The sequence below is a fragment of the Yinghuangia sp. ASG 101 genome (assembly GCF_021165735.1).
In the GTDB taxonomy this organism is placed as follows: Bacteria; Actinomycetota; Actinomycetes; order Streptomycetales; family Streptomycetaceae; genus Yinghuangia.
The window spans coordinates 5,638,752-5,654,708 of the sequence record NZ_CP088911.1 but is presented as its reverse complement, the minus strand read 5'-3'; the positions used below and the strand labels follow the sequence as shown (position 1 = coordinate 5,654,708).

At 68.7% G+C, this 15,957-nt stretch carries 14 protein-coding genes; 5 read left to right on the top strand and 9 right to left on the bottom strand.

From position 1 onward, the window contains the following. Positions 1-51: 51 nt before the first annotated feature. The 3 genes from trpD to LO772_RS24230 all read right to left on the bottom strand — a co-directional run bounded on the left by trpD (position 52) and on the right by LO772_RS24230 (position 2,299). Positions 52-1,131, bottom strand: coding sequence for an anthranilate phosphoribosyltransferase (gene trpD / locus LO772_RS24240; protein ID WP_231774144.1), 1,080 nt, complete (start codon positions 1,129-1,131; stop codon positions 52-54). A 219-nt stretch (positions 1,132-1,350) separates the two neighbouring features. Continuing rightward, the gene (locus tag LO772_RS24235; protein ID WP_231779696.1) at positions 1,351-1,770 is read right to left on the bottom strand and encodes a hypothetical protein; all 420 of its coding nucleotides are present in this window, start codon (positions 1,768-1,770) and stop codon (positions 1,351-1,353) included. Between the two features lie 121 nt (positions 1,771-1,891). Next, complete coding sequence (locus LO772_RS24230; protein ID WP_231774143.1) at positions 1,892-2,299, bottom strand: hypothetical protein; 408 nt, start codon at positions 2,297-2,299, stop codon at positions 1,892-1,894. 306 nt (positions 2,300-2,605) lie between these two features. On the opposite strand from LO772_RS24230, the gene ctaE reads away from it, so the two are divergent. The 4 genes from ctaE to qcrB are packed head-to-tail and all read left to right on the top strand — an operon-like array spanning position 2,606 to position 6,783. Further along, positions 2,606-3,226: an aa3-type cytochrome oxidase subunit III gene (gene ctaE, locus LO772_RS24225; RefSeq protein WP_231774142.1), complete on the top strand. Its 621-nt coding sequence runs from the start codon at positions 2,606-2,608 to the stop codon at positions 3,224-3,226. Positions 3,227-3,278: 52 nt separating this feature from the next. Further along, on the top strand, positions 3,279-4,082 hold the full coding sequence (gene qcrC / locus LO772_RS24220; RefSeq protein WP_231774141.1) for a cytochrome bc1 complex diheme cytochrome c subunit: 804 nt from the start codon (positions 3,279-3,281) through the stop codon (positions 4,080-4,082). A gap of 14 nt (positions 4,083-4,096) precedes the next feature. Next, positions 4,097-5,146 (top strand): cytochrome bc1 complex Rieske iron-sulfur subunit, encoded by a 1,050-nt coding sequence (gene qcrA / locus LO772_RS24215; RefSeq protein WP_231774140.1) that lies wholly within the window; start codon positions 4,097-4,099, stop codon positions 5,144-5,146. Beyond that, entirely contained in the window at positions 5,146-6,783 is a 1,638-nt protein-coding gene (gene qcrB / locus LO772_RS24210) for a cytochrome bc1 complex cytochrome b subunit (protein ID WP_231774139.1), read from the top strand. Before qcrA ends, qcrB begins: the two co-directional genes overlap by 1 nt. 192 nt (positions 6,784-6,975) lie before the next feature. Here qcrB and LO772_RS24205 read toward each other — a convergent pair whose 3' ends face one another. The 5 genes from LO772_RS24205 to ctaC all read right to left on the bottom strand — a co-directional run bounded on the left by LO772_RS24205 (position 6,976) and on the right by ctaC (position 12,945). After that, positions 6,976-8,229 (bottom strand): L,D-transpeptidase, encoded by a 1,254-nt coding sequence (locus LO772_RS24205; RefSeq protein WP_231774138.1) that lies wholly within the window; start codon positions 8,227-8,229, stop codon positions 6,976-6,978. A 213-nt stretch (positions 8,230-8,442) separates the two neighbouring features. Next, on the bottom strand, positions 8,443-9,681 hold the full coding sequence (locus tag LO772_RS24200) for a L,D-transpeptidase (RefSeq protein WP_231774137.1): 1,239 nt from the start codon (positions 9,679-9,681) through the stop codon (positions 8,443-8,445). A gap of 278 nt (positions 9,682-9,959) precedes the next feature. Continuing rightward, a complete protein-coding gene (locus LO772_RS24195) occupies positions 9,960-10,358 on the bottom strand; it encodes a cytochrome c oxidase subunit 4 (protein ID WP_443089306.1) in 399 nt (132 codons plus the stop codon). After that, entirely contained in the window at positions 10,355-12,064 is a 1,710-nt protein-coding gene (gene ctaD, locus LO772_RS24190) for an aa3-type cytochrome oxidase subunit I (RefSeq protein ID WP_231774136.1), read from the bottom strand. Before ctaD ends, LO772_RS24195 begins: the two co-directional genes overlap by 4 nt. Continuing rightward, on the bottom strand, positions 12,061-12,945 hold the full coding sequence (ctaC, locus tag LO772_RS24185; RefSeq protein ID WP_231774135.1) for an aa3-type cytochrome oxidase subunit II: 885 nt from the start codon (positions 12,943-12,945) through the stop codon (positions 12,061-12,063). Before ctaC ends, ctaD begins: the two co-directional genes overlap by 4 nt. 232 nt (positions 12,946-13,177) lie before the next feature. On the opposite strand from ctaC, the gene LO772_RS24180 reads away from it, so the two are divergent. Then, entirely contained in the window at positions 13,178-14,596 is a 1,419-nt protein-coding gene (locus LO772_RS24180) for a cysteine desulfurase/sulfurtransferase TusA family protein (RefSeq protein ID WP_231774134.1), read from the top strand. 49 nt (positions 14,597-14,645) lie between these two features. Here LO772_RS24180 and LO772_RS24175 read toward each other — a convergent pair whose 3' ends face one another. Further along, a complete protein-coding gene (locus LO772_RS24175) occupies positions 14,646-15,623 on the bottom strand; it encodes a carbohydrate kinase family protein (protein WP_231774133.1) in 978 nt (325 codons plus the stop codon). Positions 15,624-15,957: the final 334 nt, after the last annotated feature.

The window sequence follows — 15,957 nt, the reverse complement described above, 5'->3', positions numbered from 1 at the left end:
CCGCCGCACCGCCGCCCGGCCGCCGCGAAACCGCCGGGCGGCCGTCGTGCCTCAGCCGAACGACCGCGTGGTCTCGACCCACCGGTCCAGCGCGGCCTGTGCCTTGCCGGAGTCGATCGCGTCGGCCGCGCGCGCGATCCCCGCCGCGAACTGCTCGCTCAACGGCCCCTCTCCCGGCCCCAGCGCGACCAGGGCCGCCGCCGAGTTGAGCAGCACGGCATCACGCACCGGGCCGCGCTCCCCGGCGAGCAACTGCCGTGCGACATCCGCGTTGTATGCGGCATCGCCCCCGCGCAGCGCCTCGATCGGCGCGAGCGCGATACCGAAGTCGCGGGGGTCGAGGCGGTCCTCGCGCACCGCGCCGTCGCGGACCACCCACACGGTGGACGTCGTGGTGATGGTCAGCTCGTCGAGGCCGTCGTCACCGCGGAACACCAGCGCCGTCGTCCCGCGCCGCGCCAGCACGCCGGCCATCAGCGGAGCCATGCGCGCGTCCGCCACCCCGATCGCGGTGTACGGCGCGCGGGCCGGATTGGTCAGCGGGCCCAGGATGTTGAAGGTCGTCTGCACGCCCATCTCCCCCCGGGCCTGGGCCGCGTGCCGCAACGCGGGGTGGAAGCGCGTCGCGAAGCACAGCGTCACCCCCGCGTCGACGGCCGTGCGCGCCACCTGCTCCGGCGTCAGGTCCAGGGACACGCCGAGCGCTTCGAGGACGTCGGCGGCGCCGCTCGCCGACGACGCGGCCCGGTTGCCGTGCTTGACGACCGTCGTGCCCGTCCCCGCGACGACGATGGCCGACATCGTGGAGATGTTGACCGTACGCGCGCGGTCACCGCCCGTCCCGACGATGTCGACGATGGGGCCCGGCACTTCGATGGTCACGGCATGCCGGTACATCGCCTCGACCAGGCCGGTGATCTCGTCGACGGTCTCGCCCTTGGCGCGCAGCGCGACGGCGAACGCCGCGATCTGCACCGGCGTCGCCTCGCCGCCCATGATGCGGTCCATCGCCCACGCGGTCGTCGGGGCGTCGAGGTCGTCGCCGCGCATGAGCGACGTCAATACGTCCGGCCAGGAACGGGCCTGCCCGGGATTGGTGCCGCTCACCGTTGCCGAGGCCGAGGCGCCCATGGTCCGCTCCCGCTGAGGTGTCCGATCCGGTCGGGGCAAGCGTAGTCGCGGACGCGGGCCCGCTTATCCCCCGTCCGCGGTATGAACGAGCGACATCCCGAAGCCGCATCGCAGCAAAAGCCGCACCGAAAACACGCAATCAAGCAGACCCGGCAAAAATCCCCGCCGAAGTGCTTCCGGCGGGGACTCCGCACAAAAAGCCGGGCGGACCGAAAAGATCTAGGAAACGGGAGTGCGCGACGCCGCCCGCTTCCGCATCAGGTCCGCCGCCGACGCGGCGAGCGTCACGGGATCGAGGGGATGCGAGACCACCGCGTCCGCCCGGCACCAGGTCGCGAGCCACGCGTCCTGCGGGCGGCCGACCAACACCAGCACCGGAGGGCAGCGGTAGATCTCGTCCTTGAGCTGGCGGCAGATCCCCATGCCGCCGGCCGGCACCGCCTCGCCGTCGAGGATCACCAGGTCGACGCCGCCCTTGTCCATCTTGCCGATGACGGCCGCCGGGGTGGCGCACTCGAAGTAGTCCACGCGCGGGGCGTCGGCGGCGGGCCGCCGTCCGAGCGCGAGCATGACCTTCTGACGGGTGTTGCGGTCATCGCTGTACACGAGGACGGTCATGGTGTCGCCGCTGTGCGCCATTGCCACCTGCCCTGGTCGTCAAGCCGGATGTGATCCGCGTTACAACACGCCGGATGCTACTCCTCTTGTTTCACGCGCTCCAAGCTCTTGATCGAAACCGGGGACCGCCTCGGAGCCCCCGTCAGGGGCGGCCGAGCAGCCGCCATCCCTCCGCGTCGCCGCCGAGCCGCTGCGCGAGCCCGGCCATCCGCGTGCGCTCACGCGCGAGTTCGAGGGCGTTCACGCGCTGTGAGCGGTCCGCGTACGTCGCACCGTCCGGCCCGGCCGACACCGCCCACCCGTCGGGGCCCAGGAGCCGCGCGGCCTCGGCGACCGCGGCGTCGTCGGGCAGTCGCAGGACGTGACGGAGCATCAACTGCCGTCCCTCCACGACCACCCCGGCCTCGGCCAGGTCCGCGAGCACCGCCGAGTCGGCACGCGCGGGATCGAAGCTCTCACCGACGACCACGAGTGTCCCGTCGTCGACGAGCGGCGGCTCGGGCTCCTCGCGCCCACGCCGGAACCACCGTCGGCTTCGTCTCTCGGCCATGCCGTGACGGTACGCCGCGCACCACCGCGCCCACGCGCCGGGTTCGCACGGCCGGTGCGCGCACAAGGAACGCCCCGGCCCCGGACGGCGTTCCGGAATCACTCGTTCGAGAACCGCGCGGGAATCGCCGCGACCGATCGAAGGGAATGCCGCGCGGCCCCGGCCGACTAGCGCCGAACAAGCACTGACTAGGCGTCTTCCGGTGATCTTCGGTCGATTCCGGAAGCATCGGGAACAGGTCCGAGACTCAGACACGTTCTCGCCAGGATGCCCCCCGAAGCGCGGGCTCATCCGGCGACCGCAATAATGGCCGCCGTGGCGACAGCAACTGCAGTAGAAGCCGGGCATGCGCCCCACGGGGCGATCGACCGCCCCAACTTGGTCAGCATCGGCACGATCGTCTGGTTGGCGTCGGAGCTGATGTTCTTCGCGGCGCTCTTCGCGATGTACTTCACGATCCGGTCGGTCCAGGGCCCCGAGGTGTGGGACCAGGGTGCGGACATGCTCAATGTCCCGTTCTCCTCGGTGAACACCACTGTTCTGGTGCTCTCTTCGCTGACCTGCCAGCTCGGCGTCTTCGCGGCGGAACGCGGCGACGTCAAGAAGCTGCGCATGTGGTTCATCGTGACGTTCGTGATGGGCGCGATCTTCATCGGCGGGCAGGTGATGGAGTACACCGAGTTGGTCAAGGAGGACCTGACGCTTTCGTCGTCGGCCTACGGCTCGGTCTTCTACCTGACCACCGGCTTCCACGGCATGCACGTCACAGGCGGCCTCATCGCCTTCCTGTTCGTCCTCGGAAGGACGTACGCGGCCAAGCGGTTCACGCACGAGCAGGCCACCAGCGCGATCGTCGTCTCGTACTACTGGCACTTCGTCGACGTGGTGTGGATCGGGCTGTTCGCCACGATCTACCTCATCAAGTAGACGCGGCCTCTGGTCCCACTCGACAAACCGACGAAACCAACCGAGGTTTTTGGTGAAGAAGCTCTCCGCACGACGACGCCACCCCCTGGCGGCGTTCGTCGTCCTACTCTTCGCGCTCGCGGCGACCGGGGGGCTGTACGCCGCGTTCGCGCCCGCCAAGTCCGCACAGGCCGAGAACGCGCCGTCCTCCCTCGCGGTCGAAGAGGGCAAGAAGCTGTTCCTGGCCGGCTGTTCGAGCTGCCACGGTCTCAACGGCCAGGGCAGCAGCGACGGTCCGTCCCTCGTGGGCGTCGGTGCCGCCGCGGTCGACTTCCAGGTCATGACCGGCCGCATGCCGATGCAGCAGCAAGGGCCGCAGGCTCCGGGCAAGCCTGTCGTGTACACGCAGGCGCAGTCGGACCAACTCGGCGCGTTCATCGCGTCGCTGGGCCCCGGCCCCGCCGTGCCGCGCGAGGAGGAGTACGCCCTCAACGGCAGCCTCCAGGAAGGCGGCGAGCTTTTCCGGACCAACTGCTCGCAGTGCCACAACTTCTCCGGAGAGGGCGGTGCGCTGCCCGAGGGCAAGTTCGCGCCGGCGCTGACCAACGTCGACCCGAAGCACGTCTACGAGGCGATGCTGACCGGCCCGCAGAACATGCCGTCCTTCCCGGACACGATCCTGCCGCCGGAGCAGAAGAAGAGCATCATCACGTACCTCCGGAACACGACGCATGAAGAGCCGAACCCGGGTGGTCTCGGTCTCGGGCGCATCGGCCCGGTGGCCGAAGGTCTGTTCGTGTGGATCTTCGGGCTCGGCTTCCTGATCGCCGCCGCAATCTGGATCGCCGCCCGTACCCCCAAGGCCAGGACCAAGTGAGTAGCCACGACGACATGTCACAAGAGAAGCTGCCGGAGGCCCACGGCCCGGCCGGGGAACTCGAGCCGTTCGCCGACCCGGGCCTCCCGGAACACGAACCGCGCCGGACCGACATCGACGAGAAGGCCGCGAAGCGGGCCGAGCGCCAGGTATCGCTGCTGTTCCTGATCTCGATGCTGGCGACGATCGGCTTCATCGCGTCGTACGTCAGCATCGACAAGTACGACACCGTCGACATCTTCTTCTTCGGGAAGATCGGCGCCCTGAACATGGCGCTGGGCTGCACTCTCGGTGTCGCCCTCTTCTGCATCGGCGCCGGCGCGATCCACTGGGCTCGCACGCTGATGACGGACGAGGAGATCGTCCAGGAGCGCCACGAGCTCAAGTCGGCCCCGGCGGACCGCGAGGCCGCCATCCGCGAGTTCCAGCAGGGCGCCTCCGACTCCAGCATCGGCCGCCGCCCGCTGATCCGCCGCACGATGATCGGCGCGATGGCCCTGGTGCCGCTCTCCGGCGTCGTGCTGCTGCGCGACCTCGGACCGCTGCCGGGCACCAAGCTCCGCCACACCTTCTGGGGCGAGAACGCACGGCACGGCGTCAACAACGGCAACACGCTGATCATCAACGAGAACACCGGCAAGCCGCTGCGGCCCTCGGACATCATCAAGGGCTCGCTGACCATGGCGAAGCCGGACGGCCTCACCGTGGAGAACCACGAGTACCTGGAGGAGATGGGCAAGGCCGCCATCCTCCTGGTGCGCCTGGAGCCGGACGAGATCAAGTCCACCAAGCAACTCGACTGGTCCTACGAAGGCATCGTCGCGTACTCGAAGATCTGCACCCACGTCGGCTGCCCGATCGGTCTGTACGAACAGCAGACGCACCACCTGCTGTGCCCGTGCCACCAGTCGACGTTCGACCTGGCCGACGACGGCGCCGTGGTCTTCGGACCGGCCGCGCGCTCGCTGCCGCAGCTGAAGATCTCCGTCAGCAACGAGGGCTACCTCGAAGCGGTCGGCGACTTCGCGGAACCGGTCGGCCCGAGCTTCTGGGAGCGTGGCTGATGGCTACGACGCACGGCGCCAACGCGCCGACGGGTCCGGTCCCCGACAACGCCGCGACCAAGACGGCGGACTACTTCGACGAGCGGCTGGGCCTGTACGGCGCGGCCAAGAAGAACCTCCGCAAGGTCTTTCCGGACCACTGGTCGTTCATGCTCGGCGAAGTCGCGCTCTACAGCTTCATCATCATCCTGCTGACCGGTGTCTGGCTCACGCTGTTCTTCAAGCCGAGCATGACCGAGGTCGTCTACGACGGCTCGTACGTGCCGCTGCAGGGCATCCACATGTCCGAGGCGTACGCGTCGACCCTGGACATCAGCTTCGACATCCGCGGTGGCCTGGCGATCCGTCAGATCCACCACTGGGCCGCGCTGATCTTCGTGTCGTCGCTGTTCGTCCACATGTTCCGCATCTTCTTCACCGGTGCGTTCCGCAAGCCCCGCGAGATGAACTGGCTGTTCGGGTTCCTCCTGCTGGTGCTCGCGATGGTGAACGGCTTCACCGGCTACTCGCTGCCGGACGACCTGCTGTCCGGTACGGGTCTGCGCATCGCGGAAGGCGTGGTCCTGGCGATCCCGCTGGTCGGCACGTACCTGCAGTTCTTCCTGTTCGGCGGTGAGTTCCCCGGCCACGACATCGTGCCGAGGCTGTTCACCATCCACGTGCTGCTGGTCCCGGCGATCATGGTCGGCCTGCTGACCGTCCACCTGATCCTGGTCTTCTACCACAAGCACACGCAGTTCCCGGGTGCCGGAAAGACCGAGAAGAACGTCGTGGGCCTGCCGCTGCTGCCGGTCTACACCGCCAAGGCGGGCGGGTTCTTCTTCATCGTCTTCGGCATCACCGCGCTGCTGGGCGGCCTGGTCCAGATCAACCCGATCTGGTCGTACGGTCCTTATCACCCAGGGCAGATCACGGCAGGCTCGCAACCCGACTGGTATATCGGCTTCCTGGAAGGCTCCCTGCGGCTCATGCCGAACTGGGAGACCAACTTGTGGGGTCATACCATCAGTTGGAACGTGCTCGTGCCGTCCCTGGTCGTCCCGGGCGTGATGTTCACCTTCATCGCCGCGTACCCGTGGCTGGAGGCGTGGGTCACGGGTGACAAACGCGAGCACCACCTGCTGGACCGCCCACGCAACGTCCCGGTCCGCACCGGGCTGGGTGCCGCGTGGATCACGATGTACCTGGTGCTGTGGCTCGGCGGCGGCAACGACATCATCGCCACCCACTTCCACCTGTCGATCAACGCGATCACGTGGACGTTCCGGGTCCTGTTCTTCGTCGCCCCGGTGCTCGCCTTCGTGGTGGCCCGCCGGATCGCGATGGCGCTCCAGCGCCGCGACCGGGACAAGGTCCTGCACGGCCGCGAGACGGGCATCATCAAGAAGCTGCCGCACGGCGAGTTCATCGAGGTGCACGAGCCCCTCGACGCCGAGCGCCTGCACTTCCTGACCGCGCACGAGCAGCCGACGCCCGCCGAACTGCCGCCCGCGGTGGACGAGAACGGTGTCGCGCGCAAGGTGGGCGCCGGCGAGAAGCTGCGGGTGCGGCTGTCGCGCTGGTACTACGACGAGAAGATCGAGAAGCCCACCGCGGAGGAGTACAAGGAGATCACCAGCGGCCACGGCCACCACTGATCCCACGCACCACTGCTGACGCCACATCAGCGGACCGAGGCCCCACCGGATTTCCGGTGGGGCCTCGGTGTTTCCACGCGAGGTCCGGGTGCGAGCGCCGGTGGGCCGCCGCCCGGAAGAGCCTCTGACGGCCTGTGACGGCCGCTCGCGACAGGGATAGGACAGGGAGACAAAAAGGCCCGCTCCGGTGCCTCAGGCGGCCGTGGGCGTGCCCGTGGTGACGGCGCCGGCCGCGCTGCTTTCCAGCCAGCGGTCGAACGGCAGGTTCCATTCGCCGTAGCCGTTGCCGGTCGTCTCCATCGCCTTGTCGCTGCCGGTGTTGACGACGTTGACGACATCGCCCACCTTGACGACGCCGAAGTACCAGCGGGCGTCCTCGGTGCTCATGCCGACGCAGCCGTGGCTGACGTTCGCGACGCCCTGGGAGCCCACCGACCACGGCGCCGCGTGCAGGTACTCGCCGCTCCACGTCACCCGTGTGGCCCAGTAGACGTCCAGCCGGTACGCGTCCGAACTGCCCTCCGCGATGCCGACCGTCGTACCGTCCATCAGGACGTGCTCCTCCTTGCCGAGGATCACCTTCGTCCCGGAGCGCGTCGTGAAGCCCGGTTTGCCCGTGGTCACGGGGACCGTGCGCAGCACCTCGCCATCGCGGGCCACCGTCATCACGTGCGCGGCGGAGTCGACGGTCGTGATGACCGCGGAGCCGACCGCGAAGTCGACGCCCGAACCGTCCGCGCCGTAGGCGCCGTCGTCGCCCATGGGCAGCCCGCGCAGGTTGCCGGTGACCGAGACCTTGGTCCCGGCGGGCCAGTACTCCTTGGGCCGGAAGCGGACGGTCGAGTCGTCGACCCAGCCCCACGCTCCCTCGACCGGCGTCGACGTGGCGACCGCCAGGCGCGCTTCGACGGCCGCGCGGACGACGGGGCTCTTGATCTCGTGGTCGAACTCGACGCTGATCGGCATGCCGACGCCGACGGTCGCGCCGTTCTCCGGGGTGATGGTCTTGATGCCGATCAGCGACTTCGGGGTGGCCGTCGTGAACGTCGACGTGCGCGTGGTGGCGAGCCCGTCCTCGTCGACCGCGGTGGCGCGCACGGTGTACGCGGTGCCGTAGCCGAGCGGCTCGGTGCTACGCCAGGACGCGCCGCCCTGGCTCATCGTCCCGGCGACGGGCGCGCCGTCCGCGGCGGTCAGCGCGACCTCGGTGAGCCGGCCCCCTCCGGCGCCGACGCTGACGACCGTTTCGGGGGCGACGCCGTCGCTGCCGTCCTGCGGGGTCAGGGTGAAACGGGCCGCGCTGACGGCGGGCTTGTCCGGCTTCGGTCCCGCGTCGCTCCCGCCCCCGGTGAGCGAGCAGCCGCCGAGTGCCAGCGTGGCCGCCGCCGTCATGGCTATCGCGCGCCGTGTCCGTCGGCGGCCGAGTGTGTCCGTCGTGCCGTGCACCTGGCACCTCCTGCAGCGGGATGACGCTTTTGCCCCAGTCTCACTCGATTCGCCTGATATGGAGCGGTGGATGCGTCCTTTCGGGGGATCTCTCGTCGACAGCACGGGACACGCCGTCGGGCATCGGGCGGTGGGCGCGCCCGAACACGCGTACGGGGGCCGTCTCGTCCGAGACGGCCCCCGCGTCGTGCGTTCCCTTTTCCTGGCGGTGCCTTACTGGGCGGCGCCGGCCAGCGCGCTGTTCTTGACCCAGGTCTCCCAGTCGACGTTCCAGTCGCCGAAGCCGTTGCCCGGTGCGAGCTGCTTCTCGGTGCCGTTGATGACCTCGACGACGTCGCCCGAGTTCACCGTGTCGAACAGGATCTTGGCGTCGGCGGTGCTGAGTCCGATGCAGCCGTGGCTGTCGTGGACCTTGCCGAACTTGCCCGCGTTCCACGGCGCGGCGTGCGAGTAGGTCCCGGATGCCGACAGGTGCACGGCGTACCGGACGTTCTTCATGTTGTACGCGTCACCGAGGCCCACGGTCTCCGAGTCCATGTCGATGCCGTCCACCTTGTCCATGACGACCATGACGCCGGTCCACGTCGGGTACGACGGACCGCCCGCGGAGATCGGCAGGGTGTTGACCACCTGGCCGTTCCTGGCGATCGTCAGGTGCTTGGTCGCCAGGTCGGCGGTCGCCACGATCGAGTCGCGGACGGTGAAGGTGCCGCCGCGGTTCTTCGTCCCGTACGTCCCGTCCCCCGACTTGGCGCCGGCCAGGTTCGCCGCCCACGTCACCTTGGTGCCGGGCTTCCAGTACTCCTTGGGCCGGTAGTCGACCCGGTCGTTGCCGTCGTGGTCGGTGAGCCAGCTCCAGGAGCCCTCGGTCGCGGGCTCGGAGACGACGCTCAGATTGCGCTCGATCGCGGCCTTGTCCTTGACGGGCTTGTCGAACTTGATCGAGATGACACCGCCGACACCCAGGGTTCCGCCGTCCTGGTCGTCGGGCTTGTACGCGTAGTCGAACGTTTTTGCGGCAGAAACCGTCGTGAAGCTGCTGTTGGCGGTGACCTCGGCACCGTCCGCGTTGGCGGCCTTCGCGACGACGGTGTACTTCGTACCGTTGGCGAGCGGTGCCTTGGGCGTCCACGTCGCGCCGTCGGCGGACGCCGCGCCCTCGACCGCCTTGCCGTCGGCGTCGGTGACGACGACCGAACTCACCTTGCCGCTCGTCGCGTTGACCGTGAAGACCCCGTCGGTCTCGACGGACTTCGCGCCGTCGGCCGGGGTGATGGTCAGTGCCGCGGGTGCCGCGGGCGGCTTGTTCTTGCCGCCTCCCCCCGCGGGGCCCTCCGATACTCCGCCACTCGGCTTGCCGTCAGACTTGCTGTCTCCCCCCGACGAACATGCCGTCAGGAACAGGGGCACAACCAGCAGACCTGCGGCCAGCCTGGCAGCCCCTGTACGCATCGCTCCTCCGAAACGGGGCACGCGATCCCTCCCTATGTCGCCTCCGCAGACCTGGCTGCGAGCCCTTTGCGCTGCTTTTGACGCCCCCCGGCGCACGCGGGTTCCGGAATTCGGTGACAGTCACACAATGGTGACAACTCCCGGCCGCCGGACCGGCCTTGATCCCGATACGTCCGAATTTGATCGGCAACGCGCGAGGCCGGTCACCCTGTCCGGGTGACCGGCCTCGCGGCGCGGTGCGTGATTCCGCGGTGTGGCGGAGTGGCTCCCTCAGGGAGTCACTGGTTCTGGTTCTCCCCGCGGTAGTACTCGAAGACCCAGGAGAACAGGCCGATTCCGACGATGGGAGCCGCGAAGTAGCAGATCCACCAACCGAAGATGATGCCGAGGAACATCAGCGAGGCACCGGCCGCCAGCGTCAGCGGCGCCCAGCTGTGCGGGCTGAAGAAGCCCAGATCGCCGGCGTCGTCGGCGACATCGCCCTCTTCGTTGTCCTGCGGCAGCAGTTCACTGCGCCGCGCGGTGAACCAGAGGTAGTAGCCGATCATGATCGACAGACCGAAGGCCAGGGCCAGGGCCGTGGTTCCGGTCGGGTCCTCCGACAGCACCCAGTAGATGATGGTGACCGGGAGGAGGAAGATCGCGACCAGCGTCATGAGCGCACCGATGAACTTCACCGCTCACTCTCCTTGCCCGCCGTGACGGCCTGCCGCTCGTCGCCCAGGTAGTCCAGGGCGGCGATTTCGGGGTGGTGGAGGTCGAACGCCGGCGATTCCGAGCGGATGCGCGGCATCGAGGTGAAGTTGTGGCGCGGCGGCGGACACGACGTCGCCCACTCGAGCGAACGGCCGTAGCCCCACGGGTCGTCCACGGTGACCTTCTTGCCGTACTTGTGTGTCTTCCACACGTTGTAGAGGAACGGCAGGATCGACATACCGAGGACGAACGAGCCGATGGTCGACACCATGTTGAGGGCGGTGTAGCCGTCGGAGGCCAGGTAGTCGGCGTACCGGCGCGGCATGCCCTCGGCGCCCAGCCAGTGCTGGACGAGGAAGGTCGTGTGGAAGCCGACGAACAGCGTCCAGAAGGTGATCTTGCCGAGGCGTTCGTCGAGCATCTTGCCGGTGAACTTCGGCCACCAGAAGTGGAATCCGGCGAACATCGCGAACACCACGGTGCCGAAGACGACGTAGTGGAAGTGCGCGACCACGAAGTACGTGTCGGACACGTGGAAGTCCAGCGGCGGCGACGCGAGGATGACACCCGTCAGACCGCCGAACACGAACGTGACCAGGAAGCCGACGGTCCACAGCATCGGTGTCTCGAACGACAGCGAGCCGCGCCACATCGTGCCGATCCAGTTGAAGAACTTCACCCCGGTGGGTACCGCGATGAGGAACGTCATGAACGAGAAGAACGGCAGCAGCACCGAGCCGGTCACGAACATGTGGTGCGCCCACACGGTGACGGACAGACCGGCGATGGCGATCGTCGCGCCGATCAGGCCCTTGTAGCCGAACATCGGCTTGCGGGCGAAGACCGGGATCACCTCGGAGACGATGCCGAAGAACGGCAGCGCGATGATGTACACCTCTGGATGGCCGAAGAACCAGAAGAGGTGCTGCCATAGGATCGGTCCGCCGTTGGCCGGATCGAAGATATGGGTGCCGAACTTCCGATCCGCCTCCAGCGCGAACAGCGCGGCGGCCAGGACCGGGAAGGCCATCAGGACGAGGATCGACGTCAGCAGGACGTTCCAGCAGAAGATCGACATCCGGAACATCGTCAGGCCGGGCGCCCGCATCGCGATGATCGTCGTGATGAAGTTGACCGCACCGAGGATCGTGCCGAAGCCGGACATCGCCAGGCCCATGATCCACATGTCCGCGCCGATACCCGGCGAGCGCACCGAGTCGGACAGCGGCGCGTACGCGAACCATCCGAAGTCGGCGGCGCCCTGCGGCGTGAGGAACCCGGCGACCGCGATGATCGAGCCGAACAGGTAGAGCCAGTACGCGAACATGTTCAGCCGGGGGAACGCCACGTCGGGCGCCCCGATCTGCAGCGGCATGATCCAGTTCGTGAAACCGGCGAACAGCGGCGTCGCGAACATCAGCAGCATGATCGTGCCGTGCATCGTGAACGCCTGGTTGAACTGCTCGTTCGACATGATCTGCGTACCCGGCCGGGCCAACTCCGCGCGCATGAACAGCGCGAGGAGACCGCCGATGCAGAAAAAGACGAACGACGTGATGAGGTACAGGCTGCCGATGGTCTTGTGGTCGGTGGTGGTCATCCACTTGACCACGGCATTGCCGGGAGCCTTGCGACGCACCCCCGACGCGCCCACCGCCACGCTCTGTGGCTCGTTGAGGATGGTCACTTTTCACTTCCCGCATGCTCGGGCGTTGGCGGCATGTTGATCTGGCTGCGGACGGCCCCGGTCTGCCCCTTCGCCTCCAGCTCCGCGAGGTGCTTCTGGTACTCCTCGGGGGTGACGATCTGCACGTTGAAGAGCATGCGGGAATGGTCGGCGCCACACAGCTCCGCGCATTTGCCGTCGTAGTGGCCGAGAACCTGGGGCGTGATCTCGAACTTGTTCGTCTTGCCGGGGATGATGTCCAGCTTGTAAAGGAACGACGGTACGAAGAACGAGTGGATCACGTCCGGCGAGTTCAGTTCGAACTGCACCTTCTGGTTCTGCGGCAGGTAGAGCGTCGGAATGTCTGCCGGCGTGCCGATGTCGTAGACCGCACCGGTCTGGTTCATCGGGCCTTCCTTGTAGTTGAAGGCCCAGTTCCACTGGAAACCGACGACCTCGATGACGTTGACCGACGCGAATGCGGGGTCGGACGCCTTCGTCGTCTTCTGAAGCTCGGTCTCGTCGCGGGCGGTGAAGTAGAAGAAGACCGCGATGATGATGCCGGGGATGACCGTGTACAGGACCTCGAGAGGGAGGTTGTACCGGGTCTGCGGCGGGATCTCCTGCTTCGTGCGGCTGCGCCTGTGGAATACGACGCTCCACAGGATGAGCCCCCACACCACAGCGCCGACGATGAGGGCTGCGATCCAGGATCCCTGCCAGAGCGAGAGAACCCTGTGCCCTTGCTCGGTCGCCGGATTCGGCAGCCCGAGTCTGGGCAGATCCTTGGAGTCGACGGAGCAGCCGGTGGCGGTCGCGGTGACGAGGCCCAGAGCCAGCAGCTGCGGCACCCTGCGCCGCATCCAGCGCCGCGGCGAGCGGTCGGAGCCGTAGGGACTCACGTAGCGCCTTCCCGATGTCTCGCCCATAACGGCGGTCCGTCGGGGGACTTCGTCCCCTGCTTGTCCGTCGCACGGGCAGGTTTGGATGATTCTGCGGGGCAACCCTACTGGAGCGGTATTCGGGTCGCGCGCCGAGGTCCGGTGTGGCGCTGGACGCGAAAGTGACGAGCCCTCCGATCGAGTGAACGACACCGATGTACGCGAACGCGCGCACTCCGATTAGCGTCTGTTCATGGCGTACTTCGACGCGGCTTCCTCCGAACCCCTGCACCCCGCCGCGCGTTCGGCACTTCTCAGCGCGCTCGACGAGGGGTGGGCCGATCCGGCGCGGCAGTACCACGACGGAAGACGGGCCCGGTTGTTGCTCGACGCCGCACGGGAATCGGTCGCGGCAGTGCTCGGCGCGCGTCCCGACGAGGTCTCCTTCACGGCGTCGGGGACGCAGGCGGCGCAGTTGGCGTTGCTGGGTGCCCTCGCGGGCCGGCGCCGCGTCGGCGCCCACGCGGTGGTGAGCGCGGTCGAGCATTCGTCGGTCCTGCACGCCGCCGAACTGCACGAGTCCCGCGGCGGCGAGGTCACGCGCACCGCGGTGGACCGCGGCGGGCGCGTCGACATCGGGGCACTGGCCGGGGATCTGCGCGACGACACCGCGGCGGTCGCGCTGCAGAGCGCCAACCACGAGGTGGGCACACTCCAGCCGATCGCCGAGGCCGCGGAACTGTGCGCGGCCCGGGGGATTCCGCTGGTCGTCGACGCCGCGCAGTCGGTCGGCCGGGTCCCGGTGCCGGACGGCTGGTCGGTACTCGCCGCGAGCGCACACAAGTGGGGCGGCCCGGCGGGGGTGGGGGTGTTGGTCGTGCGCAAGGGCACGCGGTACGCGTCGCCGCTGCCGTACGACGAACGCGAGGCGCGGCGCGTCCCGGGGTTCGTCAACGTGCCGGCCGTCGTCGCGGCGGCGGTCGCGCTCGGTGCGGTGGCGACCGGGCCGGACGACGAGAACGCACGGCTGTCCGCGCTGGTGGACAAGATCCGCACGCGGGTGCCCGAGATCGTGCCGGACACCGAAGTCGTCGGCGATCCGGTGGCGAGGCTGCCGCACTTGGTGACGTTCTCGTGCCTGTACGTCGACGGCGAGGCGCTGCTGACCGCGCTGGACCGGGCGGGTTTCGCGGTGTCGTCGGGATCGTCGTGCACGTCGTCGACGCTGACGCCCAGTCACGTCCTGGAGGCCATGGGCGTGTTGACGCAGGGCAATGTGCGAGTGTCGCTGCCGCGGGGGACAACCGAGGCCGAGGTGGACCGTTTTCTGGCGGTTTTGCCGGATATCGTCGCCGACCTGCGCGCGGTGACCGGCGTGGTGCCGCCGACGGCCCCCGCGGCCGACGTGCCCGTGGCCGCGGGGGATTCCGCCGCCACGCCCGGGTTGGTGCTGGACACCCTCGGCCGGCGCTGCCCGATCCCGATCATCGAACTCGCGCGGCACATCGGCGATGTCGCGGTCGGCGCGGTGCTCGCGGTGGTGTCGGACGACGAGGCGGCCCGGCTCGACGTACCGGCGTGGTGTGCCATGACCGGCCACGAGTATGTGGGCGAACGGCCGGGCGAGAAAGGCGGGGTCGCCTATCTCGTCCGGCGCGTCCGCCAGGATTGAGCGCTCCGGGAATCCCCGCGGTTTCGGCGGACCCGGGAGGACGGTCGGGTCAGATCTTGAGCCGCGCGTCGACCTCGGCCGCGGCGGCGTCGCCGTAGGTCTGGGCGAAGCGCGCGAGGAACGCGTCGCGGCGCAGCGTGTATTCCTGTGTGCCGACGGTTTCGATGACCAGCGTGGCGAGCATGCAGCCGACCTGCGCGGAGCGTTCGAGACCGAGGTCCCACGAGAGGCCCGCGAGGAATCCGGCGCGGAATCCGTCGCCGACACCGGTGGGGTCGGCCTTGCGCTCCTCCTGGGCGACGGGCACGTGGATCGGCGCCTCGCCGCGCTGGTCGATGCGGACGCCCTTGGGGCCCAGCGTGGTGACGCGGATCGCGGCGCGGTCCAAGATCTCCTCGCCGGACCAGCCGGTCTTCTCCTCGATGAGCGCGGCTTCGTACTCGTTGGTGAAGAGGTACGCGGCGCCGTCGACGAGGTTGCGGATCTCCTCTTTGCCCATGCGCGCGAGCTGCTGGGAGGGGTCGGCCGCGAAGGTGTAGCCGCGCTCGCGGCATTCGTCGCTGTGCCGGAGCATCGCCTCGGGGTCGTTGGCGGCGATGACCACCAGGTCGATGCCGCCGACGCGGTCGACGGTGGGGCGCAGCTCGATCTCGCGCGCCTCGCTCATCGCACCGGCGTAGAAGGACGCGATCTGGTTGTGGTCCTGGTCCGTCGTGCAGAGGAAGCGCGCGGTGTGCTGGGTCTCGGAGATGTGCACCGAGTGGGTGTCGACGCGGTGCCGGTCGAGCCACGAGCGGTAGTCGGTGAAGTCGGCGCCGGCCGCGCCGACGAGGATCGGGCTGAGGCCGAGACACCCCATGCCGAAACAGATGTTGGGCGCGCAGCCGCCGCGGTGGAGGTCGAGCCGGTCGACGAGGAACGAGAGGGAGACCCGGTGCAGCTCCTCGGGGAGCAGTTGGTCGGCGAAGCGACCGGGGAAGGTCATCAGGTGATCGGTGGCGATCGACCCGGTCACGGCGATGCGCACGGGCTGGCTCCTGGGGTGAGGCGGGCGGCGTGCCCTGGTGCTGGACCCGCCGGAATCCGCCCACGGTACCGGCGGTGTGTTAACTCGGGCCCATGACGCGGCGGGGCGCCGCGGGGTGGCCCGGGCGGGGCCGCGGCGGCCGGGCGGGCCGCGGTTCCGGGGTCGGGGCGGCCTGCGGTGGGCCCGGACGTTCCATGGCCCCTGAAGCTACCCAGCGGTAGACGATGCCGCGGGCGGCCGGGAGCTCTAGGCTGAAAGGGCTACAGCGACTTGCGGCCTTTGCCCCGTTTTGGGCCGCCATGGCACTGACGACACCTACGGCAAGGAGCCCGAT

Excerpts from the sequence above, each read along its gene's own strand:
- trpD (WP_231774144.1), bottom strand. The coding sequence starts at position 1,131 with ATGGGCGCCTCGGCCTCGGCAACGGTGAGCGGCACCAATCCCGGGCAG.
- LO772_RS24235 (WP_231779696.1), bottom strand. The coding sequence starts at position 1,770 with ATGGCGCACAGCGGCGACACCATGACCGTCCTCGTGTACAGCGATGAC.
- LO772_RS24230 (WP_231774143.1), bottom strand. The coding sequence starts at position 2,299 with ATGGCCGAGAGACGAAGCCGACGGTGGTTCCGGCGTGGGCGCGAGGAG.
- ctaE (WP_231774142.1), top strand. The coding sequence starts at position 2,606 with ATGGCCGCCGTGGCGACAGCAACTGCAGTAGAAGCCGGGCATGCGCCC.
- qcrA (WP_231774140.1), top strand. The coding sequence starts at position 4,097 with ATGTCACAAGAGAAGCTGCCGGAGGCCCACGGCCCGGCCGGGGAACTC.
- qcrB (WP_231774139.1), top strand. The coding sequence starts at position 5,146 with ATGGCTACGACGCACGGCGCCAACGCGCCGACGGGTCCGGTCCCCGAC.
- LO772_RS24200 (WP_231774137.1), bottom strand. The coding sequence starts at position 9,681 with ATGCGTACAGGGGCTGCCAGGCTGGCCGCAGGTCTGCTGGTTGTGCCC.
- LO772_RS24180 (WP_231774134.1), top strand. The coding sequence starts at position 13,178 with ATGGCGTACTTCGACGCGGCTTCCTCCGAACCCCTGCACCCCGCCGCG.